Origin of the sequence: Halobacillus halophilus DSM 2266 (genome assembly GCF_000284515.1) — a bacterium.
GTDB classification, from domain to species: Bacteria; Bacillota; Bacilli; order Bacillales; family Halobacillaceae; genus Halobacillus; species Halobacillus halophilus.
The window spans coordinates 3240517-3266022 of the sequence record NC_017668.1 but is presented as its reverse complement, the minus strand read 5'-3'; the positions used below and the strand labels follow the sequence as shown (position 1 = coordinate 3266022).

34 protein-coding genes are annotated in these 25506 nt (G+C 40.9%); 29 read left to right on the top strand and 5 right to left on the bottom strand.

The genetic code is table 11. The annotated features are described in order from the left end of the window. Positions 1 to 226 precede the first annotated feature (226 nt). From HBHAL_RS16205 to HBHAL_RS16155, 11 genes are all read left to right on the top strand, one after another. Positions 227 to 1795: a sodium:solute symporter family protein gene (locus HBHAL_RS16205; RefSeq protein ID WP_014644556.1), complete on the top strand. Its 1569-nt coding sequence runs from the start codon at positions 227 to 229 to the stop codon at positions 1793 to 1795. Further along, positions 1767 to 2009, top strand: coding sequence for a hypothetical protein (locus HBHAL_RS16200; protein ID WP_014644555.1), 243 nt, complete (start codon positions 1767 to 1769; stop codon positions 2007 to 2009). The genes HBHAL_RS16205 and HBHAL_RS16200 overlap by 29 nt, the downstream gene beginning before the upstream one ends. 34 nt (positions 2010 to 2043) lie before the next feature. Beyond that, a complete protein-coding gene (locus HBHAL_RS16195; protein WP_014644554.1) occupies positions 2044 to 2346 on the top strand; it encodes an urease subunit gamma in 303 nt (100 codons plus the stop codon). Positions 2347 to 2361: 15 nt separating this feature from the next. After that, on the top strand, positions 2362 to 2673 hold the full coding sequence (locus HBHAL_RS16190) for an urease subunit beta (protein ID WP_014644553.1): 312 nt from the start codon (positions 2362 to 2364) through the stop codon (positions 2671 to 2673). Continuing rightward, positions 2670 to 4379 (top strand): urease subunit alpha, encoded by a 1710-nt coding sequence (gene ureC / locus HBHAL_RS16185; protein WP_014644552.1) that lies wholly within the window; start codon positions 2670 to 2672, stop codon positions 4377 to 4379. Before HBHAL_RS16190 ends, ureC begins: the two co-directional genes overlap by 4 nt. 10 nt (positions 4380 to 4389) lie before the next feature. Then, the gene (gene ureE, locus HBHAL_RS16180; protein ID WP_014644551.1) at positions 4390 to 4836 is read left to right on the top strand and encodes an urease accessory protein UreE; all 447 of its coding nucleotides are present in this window, start codon (positions 4390 to 4392) and stop codon (positions 4834 to 4836) included. After that, positions 4829 to 5515 carry an urease accessory protein UreF gene (locus tag HBHAL_RS16175; RefSeq protein WP_014644550.1) on the top strand — a complete coding sequence of 229 codons (687 nt, stop codon included), beginning with the start codon at positions 4829 to 4831 and terminating at the stop codon, positions 5513 to 5515. Before ureE ends, HBHAL_RS16175 begins: the two co-directional genes overlap by 8 nt. 668 nt (positions 5516 to 6183) lie before the next feature. Further along, complete coding sequence (gene ureG, locus HBHAL_RS16170; protein WP_014644548.1) at positions 6184 to 6798, top strand: urease accessory protein UreG; 615 nt, start codon at positions 6184 to 6186, stop codon at positions 6796 to 6798. Further along, positions 6795 to 7607: an urease accessory protein UreD gene (locus tag HBHAL_RS16165; RefSeq protein WP_014644547.1), complete on the top strand. Its 813-nt coding sequence runs from the start codon at positions 6795 to 6797 to the stop codon at positions 7605 to 7607. Before ureG ends, HBHAL_RS16165 begins: the two co-directional genes overlap by 4 nt. Positions 7608 to 7933: 326 nt before the next feature. Next, a complete protein-coding gene (locus HBHAL_RS16160) occupies positions 7934 to 8260 on the top strand; it encodes a PadR family transcriptional regulator (protein ID WP_014644546.1) in 327 nt (108 codons plus the stop codon). 14 nt (positions 8261 to 8274) lie between these two features. Continuing rightward, positions 8275 to 8613, top strand: a complete 339-nt coding sequence (locus tag HBHAL_RS16155; RefSeq protein WP_014644545.1) for a DUF1048 domain-containing protein — start codon at positions 8275 to 8277, stop codon at positions 8611 to 8613. A gap of 262 nt (positions 8614 to 8875) precedes the next feature. On the opposite strand, the gene HBHAL_RS16150 is transcribed toward HBHAL_RS16155, so the two are convergent. Beyond that, positions 8876 to 9772 carry an ArsR/SmtB family transcription factor gene (locus HBHAL_RS16150; protein ID WP_041601419.1) on the bottom strand — a complete coding sequence of 299 codons (897 nt, stop codon included), beginning with the start codon at positions 9770 to 9772 and terminating at the stop codon, positions 8876 to 8878. A 134-nt stretch (positions 9773 to 9906) separates the two neighbouring features. Here HBHAL_RS16150 and HBHAL_RS16145 point away from each other — a divergent pair, with 134 nt between their 5' ends. The 4 genes from HBHAL_RS16145 to HBHAL_RS16130 all read left to right on the top strand — a co-directional run bounded on the left by HBHAL_RS16145 (position 9907) and on the right by HBHAL_RS16130 (position 12958). Next, positions 9907 to 10851, top strand: a complete 945-nt coding sequence (locus HBHAL_RS16145; RefSeq protein WP_014644543.1) for an alpha/beta hydrolase family protein — start codon at positions 9907 to 9909, stop codon at positions 10849 to 10851. A 66-nt stretch (positions 10852 to 10917) separates the two neighbouring features. Next, positions 10918 to 11709: a phosphotransferase gene (locus HBHAL_RS16140; protein WP_014644542.1), complete on the top strand. Its 792-nt coding sequence runs from the start codon at positions 10918 to 10920 to the stop codon at positions 11707 to 11709. Positions 11710 to 11904: 195 nt separating this feature from the next. Next, positions 11905 to 12402 (top strand): GyrI-like domain-containing protein, encoded by a 498-nt coding sequence (locus tag HBHAL_RS16135; RefSeq protein ID WP_014644541.1) that lies wholly within the window; start codon positions 11905 to 11907, stop codon positions 12400 to 12402. A 97-nt stretch (positions 12403 to 12499) separates the two neighbouring features. Then, on the top strand, positions 12500 to 12958 hold the full coding sequence (locus HBHAL_RS16130) for a helix-hairpin-helix domain-containing protein (protein WP_041601418.1): 459 nt from the start codon (positions 12500 to 12502) through the stop codon (positions 12956 to 12958). Between the two features lie 209 nt (positions 12959 to 13167). On the opposite strand, the gene HBHAL_RS16125 is transcribed toward HBHAL_RS16130, so the two are convergent. Next, positions 13168 to 14286, bottom strand: coding sequence for a glycerol dehydrogenase (locus HBHAL_RS16125; RefSeq protein ID WP_014644538.1), 1119 nt, complete (start codon positions 14284 to 14286; stop codon positions 13168 to 13170). A gap of 171 nt (positions 14287 to 14457) precedes the next feature. Between HBHAL_RS16125 and HBHAL_RS16120 the strand changes: the two genes are divergently transcribed. The 5 genes from HBHAL_RS16120 to HBHAL_RS16100 all read left to right on the top strand — a co-directional run bounded on the left by HBHAL_RS16120 (position 14458) and on the right by HBHAL_RS16100 (position 17593). After that, positions 14458 to 15477, top strand: coding sequence for a serine hydrolase domain-containing protein (locus HBHAL_RS16120; RefSeq protein WP_014644536.1), 1020 nt, complete (start codon positions 14458 to 14460; stop codon positions 15475 to 15477). Positions 15478 to 15525: 48 nt separating this feature from the next. After that, positions 15526 to 15963, top strand: coding sequence for a GNAT family N-acetyltransferase (locus HBHAL_RS16115; RefSeq protein ID WP_014644535.1), 438 nt, complete (start codon positions 15526 to 15528; stop codon positions 15961 to 15963). Between the two features lie 75 nt (positions 15964 to 16038). Beyond that, on the top strand, positions 16039 to 16446 hold the full coding sequence (locus HBHAL_RS16110) for a hypothetical protein (protein ID WP_014644533.1): 408 nt from the start codon (positions 16039 to 16041) through the stop codon (positions 16444 to 16446). A 172-nt stretch (positions 16447 to 16618) separates the two neighbouring features. Continuing rightward, positions 16619 to 16957: a PadR family transcriptional regulator gene (locus tag HBHAL_RS16105; RefSeq protein WP_014644532.1), complete on the top strand. Its 339-nt coding sequence runs from the start codon at positions 16619 to 16621 to the stop codon at positions 16955 to 16957. Positions 16958 to 16963: 6 nt separating this feature from the next. Further along, positions 16964 to 17593: a DUF1700 domain-containing protein gene (locus tag HBHAL_RS16100; protein WP_014644531.1), complete on the top strand. Its 630-nt coding sequence runs from the start codon at positions 16964 to 16966 to the stop codon at positions 17591 to 17593. 99 nt (positions 17594 to 17692) lie between these two features. On the opposite strand, the gene HBHAL_RS16095 is transcribed toward HBHAL_RS16100, so the two are convergent. Continuing rightward, positions 17693 to 17908, bottom strand: coding sequence for a hypothetical protein (locus tag HBHAL_RS16095; protein ID WP_014644530.1), 216 nt, complete (start codon positions 17906 to 17908; stop codon positions 17693 to 17695). A gap of 335 nt (positions 17909 to 18243) precedes the next feature. Between HBHAL_RS16095 and HBHAL_RS22080 the strand changes: the two genes are divergently transcribed. The 7 genes from HBHAL_RS22080 (at position 18244) to HBHAL_RS16065 (ending at position 21981) form a co-directional block, all read left to right on the top strand. Continuing rightward, complete coding sequence (locus HBHAL_RS22080; RefSeq protein WP_014644529.1) at positions 18244 to 18534, top strand: TIGR04104 family putative zinc finger protein; 291 nt, start codon at positions 18244 to 18246, stop codon at positions 18532 to 18534. 263 nt (positions 18535 to 18797) lie between these two features. Further along, complete coding sequence (locus HBHAL_RS16085; RefSeq protein WP_014644528.1) at positions 18798 to 19145, top strand: VOC family protein; 348 nt, start codon at positions 18798 to 18800, stop codon at positions 19143 to 19145. A gap of 132 nt (positions 19146 to 19277) precedes the next feature. Beyond that, positions 19278 to 19559 carry a VOC family protein gene (locus HBHAL_RS16080; protein ID WP_231853959.1) on the top strand — a complete coding sequence of 94 codons (282 nt, stop codon included), beginning with the start codon at positions 19278 to 19280 and terminating at the stop codon, positions 19557 to 19559. A 100-nt stretch (positions 19560 to 19659) separates the two neighbouring features. Continuing rightward, entirely contained in the window at positions 19660 to 20208 is a 549-nt protein-coding gene (locus tag HBHAL_RS16075; protein ID WP_014644526.1) for a flavodoxin family protein, read from the top strand. Between the two features lie 43 nt (positions 20209 to 20251). Further along, complete coding sequence (locus tag HBHAL_RS16070; protein WP_041601417.1) at positions 20252 to 20452, top strand: hypothetical protein; 201 nt, start codon at positions 20252 to 20254, stop codon at positions 20450 to 20452. A gap of 678 nt (positions 20453 to 21130) precedes the next feature. Further along, entirely contained in the window at positions 21131 to 21298 is a 168-nt protein-coding gene (locus HBHAL_RS21565; RefSeq protein WP_014644524.1) for a hypothetical protein, read from the top strand. A gap of 152 nt (positions 21299 to 21450) precedes the next feature. After that, the gene (locus HBHAL_RS16065; RefSeq protein WP_014644523.1) at positions 21451 to 21981 is read left to right on the top strand and encodes a hypothetical protein; all 531 of its coding nucleotides are present in this window, start codon (positions 21451 to 21453) and stop codon (positions 21979 to 21981) included. Positions 21982 to 22057: 76 nt separating this feature from the next. On the opposite strand, the gene HBHAL_RS16060 is transcribed toward HBHAL_RS16065, so the two are convergent. Both HBHAL_RS16060 and HBHAL_RS16055 read right to left on the bottom strand, forming a co-directional pair. Next, entirely contained in the window at positions 22058 to 22927 is an 870-nt protein-coding gene (locus HBHAL_RS16060; RefSeq protein ID WP_014644522.1) for a DMT family transporter, read from the bottom strand. A 285-nt stretch (positions 22928 to 23212) separates the two neighbouring features. Beyond that, a complete protein-coding gene (locus tag HBHAL_RS16055; protein WP_014644521.1) occupies positions 23213 to 23410 on the bottom strand; it encodes a DUF3243 family protein in 198 nt (65 codons plus the stop codon). A gap of 346 nt (positions 23411 to 23756) precedes the next feature. Between HBHAL_RS16055 and HBHAL_RS16050 the strand changes: the two genes are divergently transcribed. Continuing rightward, entirely contained in the window at positions 23757 to 24386 is a 630-nt protein-coding gene (locus HBHAL_RS16050) for a hypothetical protein (RefSeq protein ID WP_014644520.1), read from the top strand. Positions 24387 to 24612: 226 nt separating this feature from the next. Next, the gene (locus HBHAL_RS16045) at positions 24613 to 25479 is read left to right on the top strand and encodes an alpha/beta hydrolase family protein (protein WP_014644519.1); all 867 of its coding nucleotides are present in this window, start codon (positions 24613 to 24615) and stop codon (positions 25477 to 25479) included. Positions 25480 to 25506: the final 27 nt, after the last annotated feature.

Sequence of the window (25506 nt, the reverse complement as noted above, 5' to 3'; positions counted from 1 at the left end):
CCCTGTAATGGAAGGCTGTATGTATTCATGTGAGGAATTATAACATAAAGGTGGAAACCATACATTATTTTCTTTATTTTTCTATTAAGTAGTAAAACACCATAGGGATAAAATTGGTAGCGCTTACCGAAATCTTTATATGTTAGGTTTCCTTACATTCAATGTTGATTAATTGTCAGAATATGATATATTATTCAGTATATTCTAAATATTTGGAGGGTGCCTATTGTTACCATCTTATGTTGGCTATGTTCTGTTGTTGGTTTTTGGATTGTTCTTTACTCTTATAACGTTTGTTATGCAGCGAAGAAGGAAACAAGCGATGACTGCCGAGCAATTCAGTACGGCGGGGAGAAGTGTTGGGGTTGGGCTCGCGAGTGCTTCGATTATTGCTGCCTGGACGTGGGCGGCGACATTAATGATGTCTTCGTCGACAGGGTATCAATACGGGATTAGCGGTCCTTATTGGTATGCTGCGGGCGCATGTATTCAGGTGCTGCTGTTTGCGATTGTGGCGATCCACTTGAAAAAGCGGGCTCCTAACGCTCATACGTTCTTAGAGTTCATTGGACAGCGCTTTGATAAGAAAAATCACCGTTTAATAATGGGATTTGCTTTAATGACGAATATCCTCGTAACATCGATGGTCGTTCTTGGTGGAGCAATTGCCCTGAATTCTCTAACGGGGATGAACATTTATGTAGCCGCTTTTCTGATTCCTCTTACCTTCACGATTTACACCATGATTGGTGGACTGAAAGCCTCATTCATTGCTGACTACTTCAATACTGTCATGATTTTTACGATCCTGGCTATTTTTGCAACTGTTGTTTATGTCAAATTTGGAATTGACCCTATTTATGAAGGGCTAAGCAACATGCCGTCTTCCAATTCCATGCTTACGATGGCTTCTGTATCCGGTCTGTTTTTTGGAATGATTAACATCATAGGAAACTTTGGCGCGGTATTCGTTGACCAGGCCTATTGGCAGCGTGCCATTGCCAGTAAAGATAGTGCAGCATCGAGAGCATACATATATGGTGGAATTTCATGGTTTTCGATTCCATTCGCAATTGCAACCTTCCTTGGAGTAAGTGCTGCGGGTCTTGGAATCACGGTGGGAAGCCCTGACTCGGTGGCACCGGAAATGGCTGCCCACCTGCTTGGCGGCGTTGGTTCGATCTTATTTCTAGCTATGTTATTTATGGCTGTAATGTCTACAGGAGCCGCTGAATTGACAGCGATCACGAATATTATTGTGACCGATATTTACCGGAAGTCGATTAACCCTAAAGCGAGCAGTGATCGTCTTTTGTATGTCTCCCGCCGTGTGACATTAGGATTCGGTTTAATGATGGGTGTCCTTTCGATCTTGCTGTTTAAAGTCGGGATTGGTTTAGGCTGGGTTTATATGGCCATGGGGATATTCGTGAGTGGAGCCGTTATCCCTGTTACTCTGGGGCTTCTCTGGAAAAAGGCTACCAACGAAGGAACGTTCTACGGAGCTTCCGCAGGCCTGGTCACTGGGGTTACGGCTTGGCTGACGTCAGCTAACCTTCTTTATGGAGAGATCAGTGTAAGTACACTGGGAGAACTTCAATCGATGTTTTTCGGGAATATTACCGTCTTCATTGTAAGTGGAACGATTTCTGTTGGCCATGCTTTGATTTCGAATCAAGAGTTTGATTTTGATTCCCTGCAAGATAAGTTCAGAAGCTTTGATGATGAGGAAAATGAGGACGAGACCACAGAGGAGGAAGTCGTATATGAAGGAAAACGAGCATCAGCTAGATAAGGACGCGAAACTATGTAAAAGATGGGCATTCGGGTTGACGGCATTATTTATTGTGGCTTTTCCGGGGATCATGTTCATCACAGGGTATAACTACAGCCTGGAGTTTTTCAAAGGATGGACATATTTATCGTTTAGCTGGTTGATCATTGCGGGGTTGTATATAGCGTTTCGTCCTGTAGTTGAATATATGAAAGGAGAGGAGGGACAGCCGTAAGGACATAACCGGTGGAAAGAGGGGAGGTGAGTATGTGAAGTTAACATCCAGAGAGATGGAAAAGCTCATGGTGGTCACGGCTGCTGATCTGGCAAGAAGACGTCAGGAGAGAGGCTTGCAGCTTAATTATCCTGAAGCGGTTGCCATCATTACTTATGAAGTCGTGGAAGGAGCGAGGGATGGGAAGTCCGTTGCGGAATTAATGCAGTTTGGCGCAACAATTCTGGAAAAAGAAGATGTACTGGAAGGGATTCCGGAGATGCTTCCAGATATTCAAGTGGAAGCTACTTTTCCAGATGGCGTAAAGCTCGTGACGATTCATGACCCTATTCGATGATAAGGAGGCTGAAGGATGGTACCAGGAGAATTTGTGTTACGGAAAGATCCGATCCTATGTAATGAAGGGAAAGAAAGCATTAAAGTGAACGTATTAAATCGAGGAGATCGTCCGGTTCAAATCGGATCACACTTTCATTTTTTTGAAGTAAACCCCTATCTGCAATTCGAACGGGAGCAGGCAAAAGGCAGACATTTGAATATTCCGGCTGGAACGGCCGTACGCTTTGAGCCAGGTGATGAAAAAGAAGTAGAGCTTGTAGCTTTTTCTGGTGAAAGGAAGATTTATGGCTTGAATAATCAGCTGAATGGGAGGGCCGAGCTATGAGTTTTGAAATGTCACGAAAACAATATGCCGATATGTTCGGTCCAACGACGGGGGACGCTGTTCGCTTAGCGGACACGGACTTGTTCATTGAAGTGGAGAAGGATTATACGACCTATGGAGATGAAGTGAAGTTTGGCGGCGGGAAAGTCATACGCGATGGTATGGGTCAGCATCCTTTGGCTGAAAGCGAAGAGGCTGTGGATCTTGTGATAACGAATGCGCTAATCTTAGATCATTCCGGCATTTTTAAAGCCGATATCGGTGTAAAAGAAGGTTGGATTTCCACCATTGGAAAAGCAGGTAATCCCTTATTAATGGATAACGTCGATATCGTCATTGGAGCTTCTACGGAAGTCGTGGCAGCTGAAGGGATGATTGTTACTGCAGGCGGTATTGACGCTCATATTCATTTTGTATCGCCGCAGCAAATTGAAACCGCCCTGTCTTCCGGGATCACGACGATGATCGGAGGAGGCACCGGTCCAGCGACTGGCACGAAAGCGACGACTTGTACGCCAGGCCCTTGGAATATCCATCGTATGCTTGAAGCAGCGGATCAGTATCCTATGAATCTAGGTTTTTTAGGAAAAGGGAACTCATCCAGTGAAGCAGCCCTTCAAGAGCAAGTGGAAGCAGGAGCTGTAGGCTTGAAGCTTCACGAAGACTGGGGAACGACAGCTTCATCAATAGATACGTGTTTACGGGTGGCTGACCGGTTCGATGTTCAAGTCGCGATACATACCGATACGTTGAATGAAGGCGGATTTGTTGAGCATACGCTTGAAGCGATTGACGACCGTGTGATTCATACGTATCACACGGAAGGCGCAGGAGGAGGCCACGCCCCGGATATTATTGAAGCGGCGAGTTATCCAAATATCCTTCCTTCTTCGACGAATCCAACGAGGCCTTATACAGTTAATACGCTTGAAGAACATTTAGATATGCTGATGGTTTGTCACCATCTGGATCCAAGTGTGCCGGAAGATATCGCTTTTGCCGATTCGCGTATTCGTAAAGAAACGATTGCGGCTGAAGATATTCTCCATGATCTCGGTGTGTTCAGTATGATCTCCTCCGACTCGCAGGCCATGGGGCGTGTGGGAGAAGTCATTATTCGTACGTGGCAAACGGCCGATAAAATGAAAAAACAACGCGGCTCTTTAGAGGGAGATCATGATAAGAAGGACAACTTCAGGGCCAAACGATATATTGCTAAATACACCATTAATCCGGCTATTACCCACGGAATATCTGACTACGTTGGATCTGTGGAAGGTGGGAAATTGGCAGACCTTGTACTATGGGACCCGAAATTCTTTGGTGTTAAGCCAGAACTCATCATTAAAGGCGGGATGATCGCTCATAGCTTGATGGGCGATCCGAATGCCAGCATTCCCACGCCCCAACCCGTTTTTTATCGGGAAATGTTCGGCTCTCACGGCCAGGCAAAAGACCGTACATCGATGACGTTTATATCAAACAAAGCTTATGAGAACGGGCTGCATGATGAACTGGGGTTAAAAAAGCAAGTTCGCCCGATTTCCGGTGTGCGAAATCTAACGAAACGATCGATGATTCTTAATGGAGGCACACCAAAGATCGAAGTAGACCCACAAACTTATGTGGTGAAAGTAGATGGACAGGTGATCGACTGCGAACCTGCCGAAACCGTCCCTTTAGCACAACGATATTTCTTATTTTGAGGTGAGGAACATGATTATTGAAAACATAGTTGGAAACGTAGCTACCCTGGAAAAGCGGGCGCCCCATATTGAATATGTGTATCTGGAAAGTGAGCAGCTGGTCAAAAGAATTCAGCGTATGAAAACAGACCATGGCAATGAGCTTGGAATCAGACTTTCTAAAAATGAAGAGCTGTCAGATGGAGACGTATTATATATGGATGAAAAAAATATGGTGGTCATTTCAGTGAAAAAAGATGATGTTTTAGTCATCAGCCCCACAACGATGAAACAAATGGGAGATACCGCTCATCAGCTGGGAAACCGACATTTGCCCGCCCAGTTTGAAGGGGAAGATATGATCGTCCAGTACGATTATTTGATCGAGGAATTGCTGCTGGACTTAGGTGTGCCGCATAAGCGAGAAAATAGAAAGGTGCCTCAGCCATTCCGTTACATTGGACATCATCATGATTAATGGATTAATGCCTCTATTGCAGCTTAGTGATTCTCAGTTCCCCTCGGGGGCCTTTTCTCATTCATTTGGATTTGAAACGTACATTCAAGAGGATGTGGTTAAGGGAACAGAGAGTTTTAAGCAAGCACTGATCATCTTTTTAAAGAAGCAGCTGATCTTCAATGATGGACTTGCCTGCCGTCTGGCGTATGAGAGTATGGAAAGAGGCAGTCCTGAAGATCTTATGGACATCGATCACGTGTTGTTCGCTACTTGTGTGGCGCGGGAAACGAGAGAAGGAAACCGGAAAATGGGGGAGCGTCTGGCCAAACTGTGCATGGAATTATATCCATCGCCTGATTTGAGTGAATACTTGTCCTGGATTAAGAAAAAGGAAGCGTATGGTCATCCGGCTGTCGTTCTCGCTGTTGTTTATCATTCGCTGGACATTCCAAAAGACTCAGCACTGGAGACGTTTTTATTCACGAACTTGTCTTCACTTGTGCAAAATGCGGTCCGGGGAATTCCGATGGGGCAAACGGCCGGGCAGAAGATCCTGCTCGTCCTGCAGCCTTATGTGATAGAAGCGGTCGAGTCAATCCTGGGGCTTTCTCCAGATGATTTAGGAGCGGGAAGTCCTGGTCTTGAAATAGCCCAGATGCATCATGAACGGTTGAATGTACGTCTGTTTATGTCTTAATTCGTTTATTTAAAATATAGGTGATGTTCTACTTGATTGTGGTTTTTAATCGTAAAAGACTTATTAACAATAGGTCCGGATTGTTGAAGACTCAGTTTCGAGATATTTATTGAGCGGAAGGTCCTGCGGGGGACGATTTCGCTTTCCGCGGGCATGTGCTGAGCCTCCTCAGTCTTTGACTTCCGGGGTCTCACCAATCATGTTTATCCCGCAGGAGTCTACATCGTCCCCCTCCGGACCTTGCTGAAATGAGCGGCTCGAAACATTGGCAAAAATCACTTGGATAGGATATATAAAAATCATGACATGAGTTCCTGTTTTCTCAAAGTTTTGTTAGAAAAGGTCTGATACCACTGGATTTAGAAAGGATTAAGTCCAACACCTGCCCCTCTAAAGAAGGGTCCGTTCACAACATTATAGTTGGGTTGGTGGGGAAATGAGGAGACTCCCGCGGGAGAAGGATCTAGGGGAGACCTCGCAAGGAGTGAAACGACTGAGGAGGCTCACCAGTTCCCCCACAGGAAAGCGAATTATTTCCCCACCAACCCTTATCCTCATTTTAGTAACGGAACCATTTATCTCGAGACTGAGTCTTCAAGTAATGGGAGATTAACTGGAAGATCAAAACTGAGGTTTAACAGACCTAAAATATTAAAGGAGTGGATTGTATGGAACCGATTTGTATTGGAGTTGGTGGCCCTGTAGGGGCTGGAAAAACGATGCTTGTGGAGAGAATAACCCGCGATCTTAAAGATGAATTGAGTATGGCGGTTATCACAAACGATATCTATACAAAAGAAGATGCGATGTTTCTATTGAGAAATGGGGTGTTGGAGGACGATCGCGTAATCGGAGTGGAAACGGGTGGTTGTCCTCATACAGCCATCCGGGAAGATGCTTCGATGAATTTTTCAGCCATTGATGAATTAAAGGAGCGCCACAATGATCTCGATTTGATCTTTGTGGAAAGTGGAGGCGATAACTTAGCTGCTACCTTCAGTCCTGAACTGGTAGATTTCTCTATTTATATTATTGATGTGGCCCAAGGAGAGAAAATTCCGAGGAAAAATGGACAAGGGATGATTAAATCGGATTTATTTGTGGTTAATAAGACCGATCTTGCTCCTTATGTCGGGGCAGACTTGGATGTGATGCGGGAAGATACCATCAAAGCGAGAGGAGAAAAACCTTTTGTTTTCACAAATTTGAAGACTCAGGACGGTTTGGGTGAAGTAATCGAATGGATCAAGTCTAACGCCTTTCTTACAGGATTGAAATCATGAGGGAAACAGGCCTTCTAAGTCTTGAGGCGAAGAAGCGCCATGCGAGAACTAAGATTCATGGTTATTATGAAGGAGCCTTTAAATTTACGCGTCCCGTTCGTCTCGACGACGATTGCCTGTCTGTCTACCTTATCCATGTTGGTGGAGGGTACGTCGATGGGGATACATATGGGTCAACCATTACACTGGGAGAAGGAGCGGAGTTGGCGGTTACCAGTCAAGCCTCGACCAAGGTGTATAAAACGCCTTCAAAGCCTGTAGAGCAGCATACGAAAATCCACCTGGGTGCAGATAGTGTTCTTGAATATTTTTTAGATCCTTTGATCTTGTATGAAGGAGCACGTTTTATACAGAATACGACGATAGAAATGGAGCCTGATGCCGTCTTTTTCTACAGCGACATCATTACTCCGGGCTGGTCGAAGGATGGAGTGAACTTCCGCTACGACTGGGTAAGAAATAAGTTGAAAGTTTACCAAAATGGAAAACTTGTCTTGTTTGATCATCTTCTGCTGGAACCGGATGATGAACTGGAGGGAGTACTGCAGTTAGAGGGGCATACGCACGTGGGTTCTTTCGTACTCTTTCATCCTGAAGCTTCTCGTGAGTTTGCTGAGTGGTTATATGAGAATGTTTTCGAGTCATTTCCAGATGTACGGCTCGGGATCTCTGATATGGAAGGCGGCGGGATTGTCATTCGTATTCTAGGTGATCGCACCCAGACCATTGAGAGAATCCTCTCCCATATCCATACCTTTGCTAGGAGAGAATTATTAGATAAAGGAGAGATCTCCTGGAGGAAGTATTAGCAGGGATAGCTCAGTAGATAAAATAGAATCACAACGGAGACTAAGATGGCTGCTTCATGCTATCTTGGTTTTCTATTAGATAAACGAGGAAGTGAGCAGGGCTCGATTTACACTAAAAAGGACGCAATTCCGTACTGGGGATTTGCGTCCTTTTTAGCGTTCCGGCAATTGTTTACTTTTATAAGGAATTGCTGAACCTCTCACTGTCACAACAACAGTAGTCCTCTTGACAAAAACACTACTTAGCAATACTATATACTAGTAATAAGTAATACTAAATACCGAAGTTCCAGAATACTCGTAATTCAGAACAGATGGAGGCGAACATGGAAAATTTCAGAGAAATGATGAAAGGGGTTCTTGAGGGGTGTGTGCTTGAGATCATCAGCCGTGGCGAAACGTACGGCTATGAAATCACTCAACAGCTGCGGGAACTTGGTTTCACTGATGTGGTTGAAGGCACCGTTTATACAATTACCATGCGGCTTGAGAAAAATAATCTGGTGGACATCGAGAAAAAGCCATCCACTATGGGGCCACCAAGAAAATTTTATACCCTCAACGCAGCTGGGCATAAGCGCCTTGAAACTTTTTGGAGAAAATGGGAATTCGTCTCAGGCAAAATTAACGAACTCAAAACCAAAAATTTATAAAAGGAGAAACGAATATGAGTATTTTTGAAAAAATTATCGGAAGTCTGGATGACAAAAGAGAATGGAGAGCGATGGAGGCGCGTGCGAAGGCACTTCCAAGCGAGTATTACAACGCTTATATAGCGATCCAAAAGTATATGTGGACCGCTGGTGGCCCCACAGACTGGAAGGCTACCAGCCGTATTTTTGGCGGTATTCTTGATCTTTTCGAGCAAGGAGCAGCGGAGGGCAGGAAAGTCACTGACCTTACGGGTGAAGACGTGGCGGAGTTCTGCGACGAATTAGTGAAGGATGAGAAAACGTGGAGGGACAAATATCGCAAGAAACTGAACGATGCGGTTGGACGTGGATAACGGCGAAACCCATGAGGTTTTGTCCAGCATAGATACTACTCGAGCAAACCTGAAAAATATCGTCCGAGTTTACTTTGCACGAATGGTCTTGAGACAAATATAAGGAAGAGCTCTTTTAGGATTTAATAATGTTAACAATCGAGGGCGAACCCTAACGCGAGGGTCCGCCTGTTTTAATTGTTATTAAGATCTGATCTCCCGTGTGCCACTCAGGATAAGAAACAGTTTATGGTTTTCTTAATGATTAACTAATATAGACAGTCTATTGTAATAGAAGGTCAAGATTACCTTTGAGATTGTTTGTTATTCCTTTATGAGTTTGATAATAGAACGTATGATTATCCTCTTTTAAATGAATATCCAATAGTCTTGCCGATCTCAAAATAGAGAGATGATGATGAATATTACCTTTTGCCATATCAAGTTCTTTGACGATATCCGTAAACGTACAGGATTGACTGGAAATAAACCGAAGAATTTTCAATCTTCTCTCGTCGCTCATTGCTTTGGTTAATTTTAAAACTTCATTAAAGTGATTCTCTTTTGTAATAGGATAGGTGATGACAAGGGTATCCTTAAATTGATCCACCAAAGAGATCGGCTGGATGTGGGAAGCAGGAATAAGATATACCTTCTTAATAGCCTCTGATTCAACTATAAAACGACTTGTCGAATTTATAACTTTTTCAGCTTTATCCTTTTTAATTCGTTTCTCTACAAGTTTAGCCTCTTTTTCTAGTGCAGGTAAAAAACTTAAATCCATTTTCTGAAAATATTGTTCGTTCCATCCCTGCAAAAGCTCTATATATTCTGAGCGTTGTAAGGAAAGATTGCCTGAAATATTCATGGATTCATCCAAGTACGGCGTTAATAACTCATAAATTTCTCCAGGTGACAGTTCACGCAGCCAGTTAATGAAAGACTGTATATCCTTTTTAACTGGGCAGCTGATAATAAGTAAAACGGATAAGTCCTCAAATGCCAGGTTGTTCTTAGCTTGGATCTTCCTTAATAATTCATCAGAAATCTTATTTTCTACATCTTCTTTCCATTTTGTACCTACTTCTAAATACTTCAAGTGAGTTTGTCTTTTATATAATGAGAGGCTTAATAACAACTCATATACGGGTGAATAGAGTGATTCAACTTTGTAGGTCATCATGTATCCTCCGTTTTTATTTAATCTTAACACGAAAAGTTCTACATAATACAACCTAACTAAAAATAAAATATAAATTGACTATACATATTAGTTCAATTAATATTGAACTAATAAAGTGGAGGGGTGGTATTATGTCTGATCAGTTTAAAGAATTTGTGAATACTCAACAGGAAGCCATAAATCTTGTCCAAAGAGAGAAATTAAAGGAATCACTAATACTTTTAGAGGAAGCCAAGAAAAAGTTTCCTGAACGGCTTGATCGGATTGGTCATTGGAAAGCTGGGATTTTCATGCTCGAGGGTAACAGAGCAGAAGCTATCTCAGAGTTAAATGAAGTGCTGGATCGAGGTCTGTGGTGGAATCCGGAAATTCTGATAAATGATGAAGAATTAGAGCCCCTAAAAGAAGCACAAGATTTTCACGATATCATAAACCGCTGCACGATGATGTATAATAAGAACAAAAAAAGTGCGTGTGCTCATCTTCAAGTAGAAGGAAACTCTCAATCAAACACAGCCATATATTGTTTACATTGGAAAGCATCCAACGCTAAGGATTTTGCTTTCCAATGGGATACTTCCGAAATTCTCTCAAACTATTTAATAGGGTTTGTACAATCTTCGCAATTATATAGCTTTAATAGTTATGTGTGGGACGAACGGGAAGTGGTTGAAGAGGATGTAAGAAAAATGCACCTTGAATTCAAAAAAACATACGACTTAGAAGGAAAGGACAGCCTTCTGTCTGGAGTTTCTCAAGGAGGAAAAGCAGCAGTAGAACTCTTATTGAATAACAACCCTTTAGGGTGCAAAGGTTTTATAGCATTCGTTCCTTCTTTCACTGATTCAGACGATATAGAAAACATCCTTCAGGATCATGTAAAAGAAAATGTAAGAGGGTGTCTAATTACAGGAGATAACGATCCGTTCTATGATCAAACAGTAACAGTAGCAAATCTGCTAAACGCGAAAGGAGTACCCTGTAAATTGATCGTAAATAAAGGAATGGGACACGCATTGCCAGATGATTTTGCTGAGCAGCTGCAAGAGGCAGTTGATTTTATCTTGAACGATTAGTAAAGGTAAAGGAAATTACCTCGAAATGAAATTAGGAAACGTATTCTTAATGGGAGGCAATATCGGATGTCACACCAAGAAGAAGAAATACTAACCGGAGGAAATGTCTCAAAAGTATATCTTTCTGGCGATACGATTCGAAGAGAATTAAAACCAGGCAGCACTAAAATTCACAAGTTATTACAGCACTTGGAAAATAAAAATTTTAATCATGCGCCGAAATTTTTGGGTATTGATCACAGAGGAAGAGAAATATTAACGCACATAGAAGGAGAAGCTGGCCACTACCCTCTAAAAAAATATATGTGGTCTAATGATGTTCTAAAGGAAATAGCTGAGATGCTACGTCGTTACCACGATTCGGTGAGTGACTTCTCGATAGAAGAAAATTGGCAGCCAATAGACAATACGCCTCAGCCATATGAAGTTCTATGTCATAATGATTTTGCCATATATAATATTATTTTTAACGATAAGAGACCAGTCGGCATTATAGATTTTGATGTGGCTGCTCCTGGTCCAAGAATATGGGATATAGTCTATACCCTTTATACTTGCATTCCTTTAAGCCGGTTTTTTCATGCCGAAAACGGTGACGCGGTTTATTATCATTCACAAAAGCATGCCGATTCTACAAAACAACGAGTAAGACTGTTCTTTGAATCGTACGGTATGGAAATAGAGAACGATTATTTGGACGTGGTAATATTGCGATTAGAAGGGTTGTGTAAAACCATTAAAAGAAAAGCCAAAGAGGGAAATGTGGCTTTTCAACAAATGATAAAGGAAGGACACCTTGAACATTATCAGAGTAATATTACGTTCATTCGTGAACATAGGAAAAAGTGGATGTTATAAGAGAGAATTTTAGTGGCAAATCTAGAATATGGATTTGCCATTTATTATGAGTAGGGCAGTTAAACGGTTCGATTAAATTTCCTATAGCATACACCAGCAGAAGGGATTATTGATTTTGAAATTGAAGAGGTACAGTGAGGACTTTTATTAATTCACTGGAAAGTAGTTTAAGCATGACTTTTATGAACCACGGAGGTGAGAAGGATAAATCCAAAAATCATTACTGTAGAGGAAAAGAAATTGATAGGAAAATCTAAGCGGATGTCTTTAGACGAGGATTATTCACAAGAACTTTGGAAAAGTTTTATGCCACCCCGTCATTCTATTCCCAATCGTGTGGATGATCTGTATTACAATATAAAAATTTTTGATCAACCTTTTGATCCTGACCATTTTGATACTTCCACAACTTTTGTGAAGTGGGCTGCTGTTGAGGTCGCTCAGCATGAGTTTGAAGAAGTGGCAGATATGGAAACTTATTTATTCAGTGGAGGCTTGTATGCCATGTTCTTGCATCGCGGGCCGGCAAGTGGTTTCAACCAAACCTTGCAATACATATTCGAAGAGTGGCTGCCGTCTTCATCCTACGACTTGGATGATCGGGAACACTTTGAGCGTCTCACGGAAGACTATCATCCCGCTGATTCTGAAGCTGTGGAAGAAGTATGGATTCCTATTCGATTCAGATCATGAAAAAATAGATTAAAGTAACCTTGAAACTTTAGTATTTATAACTATAAAAAGTGAACCATTCATTTTGGAGGAAATTAGTAAAGGGGGGGAGAGTTGTTTGGGGACTACGACCAAATTACCACTAACAAATGAGGAAAAGTCACTCCTTAGAAAAGCTAAAGTTAAAATAAACGACCTAAATCATTTTAATACGGAAGACATAGCTAGAATGTTAAACACTACATTTTTCAAAGCAAATACTCTAAAGGGGCTGGCTGAATTCCAAACGGTTCCTTCTATTGGATATCAATTAGCTGAGAAATTAGTTTTTAAGTTGGACATTTATTCATTATCAGAAATAAAGGATAGGACCGCTGCTGACCTTTTTGACCAATTAGAAAAACAGTTAGGTGTATGGACGGATAGTTGTGTGGAAGATCAAATTCGCTGCGTGATTAACTATGCAAACAATCCCGGGAGCACTAAACAATGGTTTGATTTTACGGAAGAAAGAAAGGGATATCGAAAATTATATGGTTTCCCTGAAGATAGACCTGTAAAGGCCTGGTATGAGTAAATGCTGATCAATAATCATTTCTGATGTTAATTGTTTCATAACCCGGTGACCTAATCGTGAGTAATTACGTGTGGGGCTTTGTCTTATTTAGAGGATTTTGTTTTATTGTTCTTGGTTCGCAAAGAAGGTGCTTTTAAAATCAATTTTGCTTTACAGCTCAATTTAAATGAATTTAAATAAGCTGGGGAATTCCTCCCCAGCTTGTTGGATCATTCTTCCTCTATTCCTAACATTCCTTTAAAGCTTTTCGCATATTGATCGGTAGCCACTATTGCATCAGCCACTTCTTCCGCTGTTACAGAGAAAGCCTGATGGATCGTTTCTCCTTCAGCTGTAGCAGTTTCCGCTACTTTTAAGATGTCTTCTCTGGAGACATCTTTCAGTTTAATATCTTCTAGGGTAATCGGCAGATCAAGGCTCATATATAAGGCCATATATTTTTCGATTTCTTCTTGAGAATGTTCTTCCATCGTTAATTGTACAAGCGTGCCGAACGCGACTTTTTCTCCATGTGTAAGGTGATGGATTTCACCTTCTAAGGCAGTGAAACCGTTGTGAATGGCGTGAGCCGCACCTAGTCCGCCACTTTCAAATCCAAGGCCGCTAAGAAGAGTATTCGCTTCAATTACATGTTCCAGCGCAGGTGTGACAACCTTGCGTTCGTTTGATTCATAAGCGAGTAAAGCATAATCAAATAAGACTTCTTCACACTTTTTAGCTATGGCCTGTGCGGCAAGTGTGGTTTGGCCGCCTGCCATCGTATTCCCTTTATTGTTTACGACACTTCTTACTTCCACATAAGTAGCCAGTGCATCTGCAATACCGGAAGCTAAGAAACGTGGAGGAGCTTCCGCTATGATTTTAGAATCCAGCAAAACAAGGTCTGGATTTTTGTTATAAAAACGATAGGATTCAAACACGCCTTCATCTGAGTAAACCACGGAAAGCGCGCTCGTAGGAGCGTCTGTGGAAGCTGTTGTCGGGACAATCACGGTAAAGGCCTGAACCTCATCCGAAACAGCTTTTGCCGTATCAAGGGTTTTGCCTCCCCCGACACCAATGACGATAGAAGCTTCCGCCTCTTTCGCAATACCTGCAATCCGGTCCATTTCAGCTGTAGAAGCTTCGCCATTAAATACGACGTTCTCTGTACGGATGTTTGCTTCTTTTAAATAAGATACGACATCATTACCTGCAATATCCCATACTGTCTCATCTGCAATCACTACAGCCGTTTTACCAATGCCTTCTAAATGCTGGCCGATCTTCTGAACAGCGTTTCGACCTTGCACATATTTCGACGGGCTAATGTACACACGTTCCTTCATCGTTAATCCCTTCCTCTCGTAATGTATTACAGTGGTTATCTTACCCATTTATTCAGCCGTGATAAACAAACAAGAGAAATAAAAATTGACTCTCTTCTTACTATTGCAAGCAGGTATAATAAGACAAGTGGCCAAACCTAAATTACGTCCAGCGATACGGGGGATAACATTATGAAAAAATTGAATCAATTCATCACGAACATAAGCAATAAAATCAACTTTTCAGGAGTCGTATATGTAAAACAGGGTGAGCGTATATTATCGGATTTATCCTTTGGTTATGCGGACCGGGCGGAAGAACGACTGAACACTTCCAGCACTCGTTTCGGGATAGCCTCTGGCTGCAAGTTATTTACGGCTATCGGAATTAGTCAATTAGTAGAAGAAGGAACATTGGATTTCAATACGCGTCTGGCTGATTGTTTGAATATACACTTACCTCATTTTGATAAAGAAATCACGATTCACCATTTGTTAACTCATACTTCCGGCATACCTGATTACTTTGATGAAGAGGTCATGAAGAATTATGAAGACCTGTGGAAGACCTCCCCGGTGTACGAAATTGATTCTCTTAAAGATTTTTTGCCTTTATTTCAGGCAGAGCCCATGAAATTTAGGCCTGGAGAAAGGTTTCATTACAACAATGCCGGATACATCCTTTTAGGACTGATTATCGAGGAACAAACGGGAAGGCGTTTTACAGAATATATAGAATCGGAAGTTTTTCATAAGTGTAATATGAAAGAATCTGGGTATTTTTCGTTAGATCAGCTTCCAGGAAATACAGCGGCAGGATATATTGACAATCATAAGGAGAATACGTGGAGAACGAATATTTATTCTATTCCTAAAAAGGGAGGATCTGATGGAGGGGCCTTTGTTACAGCTCCTGACATGATGAAGCTGTGGGAGGCATTATTTGATTATAAGCTTTTAAATGAAGAGACGACTCGAAAATTACTCTACCCTCATGTTCAGGTAAATGGAGAAGTCCATTATGGTTATGGAATCTACATGAATCAGAAAAATCAGCATGTACACAAATATCATGTAATGGGCTATGATCCCGGAGTCAGCTTTAGAGCCTCTATCTATCCAGATTTGAATATAAAGATTGTGATCCCGTCTAATGTAGAAGCGGAGCCATTCGAACTAACGAAAGCTATTGAAGGGTGTTTTATAGAGTAACGGGCATTGGAACATGGTGAAATAGTTTGGAAAGGCTGGTTATTGAAAATGAATACAGTGACTGTAAAAGAGCTTATCACTAAAGATGAAATCATGCAGGGATTTCCTGTTATGAGACAATTGCGACCCCATTTAGATGAACATACATACCTGGAATTAGTATTAGAGGCCAGAGAAGTGGATCGGTACAGGATGTTTGCTTTAATGGAAGGAGAGAAGGTCGTTGCCGTCACGGGTTTTAAACCGATGACGACTCTTTATTACGGGAGGTTTGTCTGGGTTTGTGACTTAGTTACAGAGCAGAACAATCGATCGAGAGGTTATGGGGAAAAGCTGCTGAGTTATGTACATACGTGGGGAAAAGAAAATGGTTTTGAGAGTGTGGCTTTATCATCAGGATTACAGCGCTCTGATGCACACCGGTTTTATATGGATAAGCTGGAGTATGATAAAGTCAGTTATGTTTTTAAGAAATCATTACCTTAGCGGGCAAACTGTCGGTGAGGATCCTATTGAATTTAGCAGGACGATTATTTGATTCATTTAGAGGAGGAACACTTTATGGGAAAGTTGAAAAACTTCAAGCAAGCCCTGGATTATAAAAAAGCTATGACAACACATCTAGCAGACCTCAAAGATCAACACGCCAAAGGATTGATTACGGAAGAACGCATTACAAACGCAGAAGGAAAACTGTTTCTGCATACTCAAACAGCTATGATAGAAGGCTCGATCAATTTGTTTCAAGCGGATGAGACGAACCAGACTTTCATTGAATACGGACTCGCTCAATTCGACGAAGAGCTGGATGAACTTTCGGATGAGATGAATGCATACAACGTTTCTGCGCCCATTCACTTGAAAGATGTCACCATACAGCCTTTGTCTAATCCTGAAGTAAGGACTACTATGAGTGAGATGATTGTTTATTCGGATCAAGTTGTAGGGCTTTCTATTTCTTTTCAATGAAAAAATGAAGTGAGTATTAAGGGAATGGAGCTGAAGACCAATTGATGGTTTTCAGCTTTTTTAATACAAGAGCTTCCTCAAACGTAACAAAAGAAAGTTGACCTTCGAAAATCAGCCACTGCATCTTATGTGTGTCATTGACACATATATAGCGCTGATATACTATGTAGCTATGGATACAAAAAATGACAAATGGCATACGCAATTAAGAAAAGGCACGTTCGAATTAGCGATTCTTTTACTATTAAAGAATGATGCGATGTACGGATATCAGATAACGAAGAAATTACAAGAGGACAGTAGTTTTCCAATAGCAGACGGTTCTATCTATCCTATTTTACGGCGAATGAGTGCGAATGGGTGGATTGGTTCTTTTAAAGAAGAGCATGAGGGAAGGAGCAGAAAGTATTATTATCTAACCGATGCAGGGAAGGAAATTTCTGAGGATCGATGGAACGAGTTTCTAACGGTTTATTCGTTCTTAAACAACCTGCAAGCTGGAGGGGAGTAGAAACATATGAACAAAAGTCATACCGTTGAAGATTATTTGAATGAGCTGGAATATCAATTACGAGAGCTGCCAGCCGACGAACGACGCGCTCATCTTAATGAAATCAGGGATCACCTTATGGAATTGGTCGCAGAAGAAGGAAAAACAGAACAGCAAATCGTTTACTCCTTTATGTCTCCTGAACAACTGAGTCAGGAAATTCTTCAGGAGGAACAAACCAGCAGGCAAAAGAAAGAGTTTGCTATACCGGATTACTGGTATGGAGTTACGGTTATATCAGTCATCGCTCCCTTTGGTGCATTAGCTCTCCCGCTGATTTTCGAGAATATAGACATCGGGTTATTTTTACCTTTTTTATTACAATTTATAGTGGGAGCGGGTGTGCTGTTTGGATACTATAAAAATAAAATGACGACGAAGAGAGGACATATCCTTCGTAAATCGGGCAGAGTGATGATCCCCGTTTTAGCGCTCCCTTTTGGATTATTTTCGCTAAACATCATGCAGACTGGAGAACTGGCTGCATTTAATGTTGCTTATCTTGTTTGTTATGTACTGGTGTGGGCGTGTACTTACTTATCTATGCGATCTCTATATCTGAACCATGTTAAGATCGTAGAATTATCCAGTTATTAGAGGTTATGGAATAACTGGATAACTATAAAACAGGAAAGCGATCATTCAAGATAGGGGGCAATCCTTAACAGGACAGCCTCCTTTTTTCCTGGGTTTAGCTTAGTCCTTTAAGTCAAAATCATATAAGTAAGCCACTAGTTTGTTAAAATCTTTATCAGAGGAACATTCAATCTGCAAATCAATAAAGGTCATCACAACTTCTTCATCTTCAAACGGGAAATGGCTGTTATCTACGTTGCTAAGGATGTCCCGGTTAGAAAGTCCCTTACCTCGTAATACCTCAACGGCTTGCTGCATGGAAGATACTTCTGCCATTTTAAATGCCTCCTTGGTTAAATTTGTTCCTGCCTACTATTTTCCCGTTCAAGTCCATTAGATAACTGGATTTGTGAGAAAAATTGGAAGGACGACAAGGATTGCGTTTGTTAAATCCTTGTATTTATTAATACTATAAAGGACGGATATTCTCCTGCTTTTACGTGGTTAGGATCACAATATTTAGGGGTTATTACATAATTGGATGGCTCCATCGTTACTTGGATCTTTTATGAAAAGGATTTATGATAGATGGTGCGATAGTCCTGACTGATAAGATAATGTAAACGTACTGGTTCATTTCATGACAAAATTAAGTAAGTTGGTGTTTTCCTATGACCCGTTGTGATGGTTGTGATACAGAGTTTAAATGGAGTGAAATTTTAAAGAGAAACTTGCATTATGGATTCATTGCATGCCGAAAGTGTGGGGGTGCACATAAAATAGATTTTCCTTCCAGGTTAAAAGTAACGCTGGTAAGTGTTGTTCCGTTCCTGGTATTTGGATTATTTTTAACGCCTTTTGACAATACTTTTTTTACGATCGTGACAGGTCTATTTATATTCGTAATCGGTATGCTGATAAGTCCTTTTGTAGCTAATTATAAGTTGGTTGAGGAAGGATAATAAACTTATGAACCTGCGTAATTATTGTGATCACATGGAAGTTTGCCACATCTGGCAAGCTTCTTTTTTTATGGGAGGTATAGATAGTTGCTCTTGACAGAATATTTTGAAATAATTGACAAGAATTTAAATGAGAGGGGGACAGGAGCTGGTAAAGAGAACCATATTTCTCACGCCAGTGAAGGAAACAACCAAGAGTACTAAATAAATCATTCTCCAACGATGACGTTCATGAGTATAAATAGAGAGGAGAAGTTTACTTTATGAAAAATCAAGTTAGCAGCTGTTTTATTCACCTGGTGAACTTTGAGAGTACGAAAGAATGGTATAAGGATGTACTGGATTTCGAGGTCGAAGCTGAAGGGGAAGGATACGTGCAATTTAAAATGAATGGCCCTTCGTTCATTCTGTTGCAGGCTCAAGTGAAAAAGATCACTCCTCTACCTTATTCGCCTTTCCTTTTTGAGACGGATGATGTCGAGTTAACGCAAAAGGAGTTAATAGAAAAGAATGTAAAAGTTGAAGAGATTGAGAACTTTGGAGGTCAAATCTATGGGTGTCATTTTTATGATCCAGAAGGCAATAAACTGCTCGCGTGTTCGACAGGGTGATTTTTTCTTACATGGTTTTATTAATGAAAATAGGAGGGGAACGTATGTCCATTCGCCCCATTAACCATCATGCGAATACTGTATTTATTCCGATCGAAGATATTGAAAAAGGCGAAAGAGTTGTACAAGGGGGTGTTAGGAATTGAAGGAGGAGAGATTCAATTCGGTCATTTATTCGTAGCGGACATGAATGGAACAGATCTGGTTTTTGATGAGATGCCGATGTGGCGAGGAGAAAAGGGTGAGTTGCCTACCTTGAATGTGCCGGCTATTCAATTCAGCTCGAATGATATTCATGCCTCTTACCGATTATTGAAAGAACAAAATGTTGAGTTCGTATCGGAGGTCATGCATGATCACTTTTTTGTTTTCAAAGATCCGGATGGGAATATGCTGATGGTTTGTCAGTGTTAAACGTTATGAGTCCTGCTTCTCTTATGAGATTATCAAACTATATCGTGCAGGATTTGTACCGATAACTATACTAAATTAAATTTTGGATGAGGTGACTGGATTGAATATTGTCGTACTTTATGGAGGAACGCGTGATGGAGGAAATACAGAATTATTAACAGAAACCGTTATAGGAGATTTATCGGCCGACAAAATATATTTAAAAGATTACCAGATGAATCATATTGTGGATCAAAGACATGATGAAAAAGGGTTTGATCAAGTAGAAGATGATTATGATCAAATAGTTTCGAAGGTAATGGATGCTGATGTACTGATTTTTGCTACACCTATTTACTGGTACGGGATGTCCAGTGTGATGAAAACCTTTGTTGACCGGTGGTCCCAGACCGCAAGAGACAACAAATTCCCAAATTTTAAAGCGTCCATGACGAATAAACCTGTGTATTTAATAGCCGTTGGAGGAGATGAACCGAGAATCAAGGGGCTGCCTCTCGTTCAGCAATTTAAATATATTTGTGAATTTATGAATTTTACTTTCGTTGACTATATCTTAGGAAATGGTGTGAAACCTTTAGATATCTTAAAGGATGAGAAATCTATAGAGTATGCGAAAGCTATGAATAAGAGTTTGATGAATAGGGGCTGAATGATGACGGCCTGGGTTTTTGGATAGAAGGAGACGAGTGCATATGGGAAGCGGGAATGCTTCACTGTTAGATAAATGGCGAGCGAAATATGGAGCCATAGCTGTAGCGGTAGCCTGTCTATTCAGCGGGATCTCCAGCTGGGACGACAATTGGATTCTTACGTTTGTTTTGCTTTTAGGTACAGTTATCTGTGGGATGATGGGCTTCTTTGATATTCGAAAAGCCAGAAAGGAAAAGTTTTGAAAGGTTAAAGAATTTTCACTCTGCGATTTACGATTGAAGCTATAATTTGAAGTCCGGGTTAGTTAATTGATTTTGTATTCATAAGGAGGAGGGGTGTCTGGTGGTTGTGATATAGATGCTCATTAGCATAGGCGCTGCGTTTTTTTCTCGGAATTGTGCCTGAAGGATTTGGAAACACCTTATTGCTAGGAGCTATTTTAGGTGTATTATTAGGTATCTTTCATCAACTGACTAAGATCTGTACATATTTGAGCGGTGAGGGGAATTCTGATGAATCCTTAGCCATATCCAGTAAGATACCGATACGGAGGTAAGTGGTAATGTTCCATACAAGGATCAAGGACTCCCCTGTTACAGGTGGAGTCCTTGAGCGGCTTGGTCTTTTTACTACATGTTCTCACAAAATTGGTTAGAAACGTGAGAAAGTTTGTTCAATACAAATTGTAATACAACACCGCCCTGGTGTAAACACGCTTTAAAGTATTAAAGAAAAATGAGGTTATTTTAGTCTTTAAGAACCTCATCCTCCCCAAAATATCCCACCTCAGGTCATCCATATTATGGATGACCTGAGGTGGGGATAGTAGCGAAAAATGGTATTTTATTAATCAGCATTTGACAAGCCTTTCGAATGTTTGTCATACTGCCACCAACAATAAACTGGTATCTTAAGGCTTCTTGTCAAACAAAACGGCGGGAAGCCTTTTTGTCTGTGATCTTTTTGCTCCCGGAACGGAAGTCTTACTAAAAGATACGGGAGAAATGGAATATGAAAACGAGAATGTTGATTTTGTATTAACGGCTTTATCCGTCATGGAAGGATCTTATCGGAATGAAACCAGGTGAGACATCTCTTTATTTCAATGAAAAATAACAAAGTATAGCAAAGAAGATTTTAGAAAGGCTCCTCCATGTGAAAAGGTTTATCCGTCTTTTCACGTGAAGGAGCCTCACACAATTTAAAAGCTTTTATGGAAAATAAATGTAGGAGGGGAACTATGAAAGGTAAGTTTTTATTGATACTCATGACTTCTTTTTCACTAGTTGTGTTAACGGCATGTTCCCATAATGAAGAAGAAGAGGTAAATTCCCCAATGGTGTTTTACGGAGAGAGTGAGAATTGGGGTGCTACATTGGTGGTAAAACAGGTACAGAATAAAGGCGATCACATGTTTAAAATAACTGAAGTATCTGACCTGACTTATAAAGGAAACGCTGGAGAAAAAGACAATAAGCAGACACGAGGAACCTCTACCTCCGTTCAAGTTTCCATTGAAGGTGTATCTCCTGAAAGTGGGAGCAGCATCCGGCTTCAGGAATACAATACCTGGAGACAAAATAGCAATACTTCAAAAGAATATGCTGTAAAAGATGATGAATTTGAGGTTGTCGTAACCTGGAATAATAAAGAAGAAACCTTCACCCTGTCGCATAACTATGAGAAGACCCCGGAAGTAAACCGTTATAATGCAGCTGAGGTTTACAAGGTGTTAAGTAAACCACAAAGTAATAGAGTCCATTCTTTTTAATTATTCTCTGTATTATCATTTTTCAGTACAGGTCCAGCATTATGCCGGGCCTGTACTTTTATATGGCTGAAAGTCTTTAGTCAGTCTTATTCACACTTAAGAATGTAATGGTAGCCAGAATAAGAACCATTCCAATCAGCTGAACAAACGTCAGGCTGTCCCCAAGAACCATTACACCGAACAAGGAAGCTGTCACCGGCTCGATCATCGCGATCATCGAAGCCGTCGAAGGAGCTGTCCACCTGACGCCGACCACATAAAGAACAAAGGATACGCCTGCCCCGACGAGACCGAGCAGGATAAACCATCCTATATCTCCGGAAGTGAGGACGGAAAGGGCTTCTTGACGGTCTATGAATAGTAAGAGCAGGGCACTAAAAGCTAAGAATGCGATGGTTAGTACAGTCTGCGGCTTGCCGAAGTTAGAAGCATTTTTAAAACCGAAAATAAACACGGCGTACGATATACCGGCGCCAAGTCCTGCACCAGCACCTAGCAGGGTAACAGAAGTAGACCCAGTGTTATAGGCGCCTGTAAGCAAGATAATCCCGACAAGTACGCCAGTAATGCATCCCCATTTTAACCAGCTCGAACGTTCTATTTTTAGAAGAAACGAAACTAAAAGTACAAATACTGGTGCGGTGTACATTAATGTAGCTGCAATCGCGATACTGGACGCTTCAATACTAAGGAAATATAAAGTGAAATTACCTGCTACACCAAGGCCCGCAACAAGCGACCATAAATACACCCTAGAAGAAGTTGGGAAATTCTGTTTTGCACGAAGAAGAAACCAGACCAAAACACATACAAGCCCTACGGCTCCACGATAAAACGAAATAACGGAAGGGCTCCAGCCTTTATTCATTAATATATCAGCGATTCCCCCGGTTATACCCCAAAGGATTGCGGCTATCATAACTAAAATCATTCCACCGTATCTCATGTACACCCTCCTATTTACAAATGTTGTTAAATTATAATCGATGTCTCATGTGTATTCCATAAGAAACGACTATCTAAACGTTATACTACAATTTTTTTTATGACCAATAAAATAAAGGAGGAAGAATAAGTTTTGTAGCGGGAATGTGCCCTTCTTTTTACCCACGAAAAAGCCGGCGTCCTGTATTAAGGAAGCCGGCCTTTTCTTATTCTATTAGTTGGTTTGATCAGCAAGCTTAACAAGTACGTGAGCCATGTGTTCCCGCTCTTCTTTATTGGCTACGCCCTATAGTTCATTGAGGACTTTATCCTCGCGGTTGCGGGGTTCTTCATGCTTAGCAAGGTAATCCGCGACACGTTTAGCTCCTTTAGAAAGACCTTCTGAACCAGGGCCCAGTTTTTCACCTTTGTTAACCTGATCTCCTAAATAATCCTTGAACGATTCGAAGCTCTTCATAATGTCATCTTTTTTATCTTCACTCATCTGTGCTTCTGCATGTTTCGGATCTTTTTAGCCATTGTAAAAATCCTCCTTTTTATTATTTCAAAATACCATTCCTGCGAAGGAGTTTTCTAAACGTTTACAGTGCTTTGAATATGCTCGACCTCTGATTAGGGACGGAAATCTATTTTTTCTACGGGCTGAACAGGGGGAAATATTAGCTTTAGAAAATAAAGATTCTTCAACAGTTTTCAGGCAGCCTGTTTTCAAATAGATGTTCCCATCATAGTTCGTTGAACATCTATTTGAAATAAGTGTTAAAAAGATGGAACTTTTTTCCTGTTTTTTCGTATTAGAATGATATAAAAAATAATAGGGGGTTCCTGTTTTGAAAAAGTTTGGGTTACTAGCTATTGCATTTCTATTTGTTCTAGGGTGTTCCAATGATGAAGATCGTGTGTCGAATACGATGGATAGTAAATTAAGTGAAGAAAATCCCGTGGCTGCCTCAAATGATCATAATGATACGGATAAAAATGTGGAAACGGAAGAAAATGCTGATGATATGGCTGCGAATTCAAATGATGCACCATTGGAACAACAAATTGCTGATGTTATGGAAGAAAATGATTTCATGCAAGCAGATAAAATCGTGGATTATGAAATCAAAGGCGACTATATTTATGTGTTTACGCACACGGCAGCGCAAGGGTTAAACTTTGCCGTTCTCAAATACACACTTGATTCAGTTGAATGGGAAACGGGTGGAGAGTTCATGGGTAGTGCTCCATATATGATTAATGATGATCCAGACTCTCCTGTCTTAACGTTAGTGGAAACAGATGATCCAGAGGTGAAAGGTGTAAAAGTGATGGGGGAAAACGCCAAAATGATTCAGCTGACGAAAGACCTGACTGAGGATTATTCCATAGAAGTAAAGTATTGGATTCACTTTTCTAAAGTGAAAGATCATAATTTGGAAAACCTATCCCCCGATACTTATGAGCTTATTCGTTAATATAAGTTCGGTGGTTTTATGCTGAGGGTTAGGTAAGACATAACTATAAAAAAGATTTCCGAAAATCGGGAAGTTTACTTTCAACTAAGAAGGCGATTATTTAATTTCATAATCGCCTTTTCTGATGCAATGGGCCTTATTCCTGAAAGTCCTTATTAGTTGAAACGTTTTTTTGCATGGTTTCGTATCTATTTTAGAAGGATTCATTTAAAAGAGGGGGAGTAAAATGAAGAAGCTGCTTTTTATCGTAATTATCTTACTGCTCGTCGGGTGTGAAGCAGACAGCCGTGATATCATTTTAAGTAAGGAAAAGATTGAGGTTCCAGACACTAAGCATTCTGAAGCTACAGAAACCTACAGGATTACCTATTTAAGTGATGGACTTGAAGTCACAGGGTTTATGGTCAGACCCAAAGAGATAGAAAAAGAACTTCCTCTATTAATCTTTAACCGGGGCGGGAATCAGGAATATGGAAAGATGGATGAGAAGATCCTTTCTACATACTTATCTTTATGGGCGAAGAAAGGGTATGTAGTGCTAGCTTCCCAATACCGTGGAAATGATGGCGGGGAAGGCAAGGAAGAGTTTGGAGGAGCGGATGTGAATGATGTCCTGAATCTCGTTCAGGCAGCTGAAGAACTCCCAAATGTTGATGTAGAGAATAAGGTTATGCTAGGACTATCCAGAGGAGGAATGATGACATATCTCGCTATAAAAGAAGGAGTAGATATTAAAGCGGCTGCCGTCGTAGGAGGGATTACGGATCTATTTAACTTTTATGAGGAAAGAGTTGTCGTGCGGGGAATGTTAGACGAACTCGTTGGGGATCCAGAGGAAAATAGGGATGCTTTTGAAAAACGTTCCGCTGTGTACTGGCCGGATCAGCTTGATGTCCCTCTTCTGATCATGCATGGAGAAGATGATTGGAGAGTGCCCGTCGGACAGGCAAGAGAATTAAGCAGCAAGCTCTCGCGAGAAAATGCCGATTTTGAATATGTGGAATATGAGGACGGACAGCATCTTCTGAACAGCTATGTGGAGGAGTACACCGATAAAACGGACCAGTGGTTCCAGCAGCATATTAATGAGTGAAACGTATGAAATAGAGAGGGGTATCAT